General features: G+C 69.0%; 1 protein-coding gene. It reads right to left on the bottom strand.

Features of this window, described 5'->3' with window-relative positions:
* The coding region (locus ACOJTC_RS29285) for a family 43 glycosylhydrolase (protein WP_420119305.1) at window positions 1-1,981 on the bottom strand (1,981 nt) is incomplete at its 3' end.
* Window positions 1,982-2,072: the final 91 nt, after the last annotated feature.

Below are 2,072 nucleotides of genomic sequence, written 5' to 3'. Positions count from 1 at the left end.
CGTAGATGCACCAGCCGACCCGGTAGCCCATGAAGAACTGCCACGCGTTGTGGACGGAGAACGCGGGGCCGAGCGAGGTGAAGGTCACCCCGACGGTGCTGTACGAGAAGCGGGCCTGCCGACCGGAGCCGGGACTGATGTCCGCGTTGATCCGCAGCCAGATCTTGCCGCCGGAGATGCCGGCCCCGGCGACCTCGGTGCCGGTGTTGGTGGTGTTCCAGTTGCTGTCCATGGTCAGGTTGTTGACCACGGCGACCCGGGTCGCGCCGTTGTCCCGCCGCACGCCGATCCAGGCCGACTGGTCGCGCAGCATCGCCAGGCCGCTGCGGTCACCGTCGCGCATGGTGGAGTAGTCGAGTTCGATGGTGGCGGTGGACCGGGGTCCCTGGATGCGGTGGGTCAGCGTGTTGCGCGCGGAGTAGAGGTCGTTGGTCACGGTCGCGGTCTGCAGCCGCAGCCCGTTGTTGACCGACCACTTCGAGTCGTCCGGGTTGTGGTTCCACTCGTACTGCGGGCCGAGGGTGGTGCCGGCGAACGTGTCGGTGCCGATCATGGGTTTGACCTGGCGTGGTGGCCGGGGCACGTTCGGGTACGGGTACGAGCCGCCCCAGGCGTTGTTGACGAGCTGGATCACCGGCCAGCCGCTGGAGTTCCAGGTGACCGGGGCGAGCACCGGCACCCGGCCGCCGGGGTAGGCGTCCTGGAAGCCCATGTAGTACCAGTCGCCGTTCTGCGTCTGCACCAGACCACCCTGGTGCGGCACGCCACCGCCGGAGATCGGTCCGGGCAGGTTCAGCAGCACCTGCTGCATCGTGTACGGCCCGAACGGGCTGGACGCCTTGAGGATGTACTGACCGTTGGCCGGTCGGGTGAGGAAGATGTAGTAGCTGCCGTTGCGCTTGTAGAACCGGGCCCCCTCCAGGGTGCCCACGCTCGACGGGGTGGTGAACACCTGCTGCGAGCGGACCTGGGTCTTCCCGTCGGCGGAGAGCTGGGCGACGCTGATGTTCGTGTTGCCGTACGCGACGTACATCGTGTCGTTGTCGTCGACGAGCAGACCCGCGTCGTAGTAGCAGCTGTTGAGGGTGGTGTGCCGGGTCCACGGCCCCTCGGCCGACGGCGCGGTGTAGATGTAGGTCTTGCTGAAGTCGACGCAACCGCCCCAGTAGAACGTCTTGTTGCTCTTGCGGTAGCCCAGGAACGACGCCCAGATCCCGTCGACGTACGCCCGGCCGCCGGACATGTCGTACTTCTGACCGAAGTCCAGCTTGGGCACCGAGTGGCCGGCGAACTCCCAGTTGACCAGGTCGTAGGAGCGCAGCACCGGCGCTCCGGGGGAGTAGTGCATGGTCGACGCCGAGTAGTAGTAGGTGTCGTCGACCCGCAGGATGTCGATGTCGGCGAAGTCCTGCCAGATCACCGGGTTGCTGAAGGTGGACGACGGCGGCCACGGGCCCGTCGTGGGCGGTGGTGTGGTCGGTGGGGGTGTGGTCGGCGGCGGCGTGGTGGGCGGGGGCGTGGTCGGCGGTGGGGTGGTCGGCGGCGGTGTGGTGGGCGGCGGGGTGGTCGTGCCGCCGGTGCAGGTGGTGCCGTTGAGGGTGAAGCTCGTCGGCTTCGGGTTGCTGCCGTTCCACGAGCCGTTGAAGCCGAACGACACGGTGGCGCCGGTGCCGATCGTGGCGTTGTAGCTGACGTTGCGGGCGGTGACCTGCGCGCCGGACTGGGTGACGGTGGCGTTCCACGCCTGGGTGACCTGTTGCCCGGCCCCGTAGGACCAGGTCAGGGTCCAGCCGTCGATCGGGTCGCCCAGGTTGGTGACGGCGACGTTCGCGCCGAAGCCGCCGCCCCACTCGGACGAGACGGTGTAGTCGACCGCGCAGCCGGCCGCCGCGGCCTGGGCCGGTAGGGCGACCGCCGTGGCGGCGGCGATCAGGCCGGCGGCCAGGAACACCCGGCCCGGCCCTGTTCTGGTGAGTCGCATTCGGTACTCCTACTGGGGGTGGTGGGAGTCGGTGGTGGGAAGACGTCCGGCCCCGGTGCGCACGCACACCGGTGCCGGCCGGGTGGTTAAG

It is taken from the genome of Micromonospora sp., from assembly GCF_048594385.1.
In the GTDB taxonomy this organism is placed as follows: Bacteria; Actinomycetota; Actinomycetes; order Mycobacteriales; family Micromonosporaceae; genus Micromonospora; species Micromonospora wenchangensis.
Note: the sequence above shows the minus strand (reverse complement) of the source record. Positions and strands in the feature narration are given on the sequence as shown.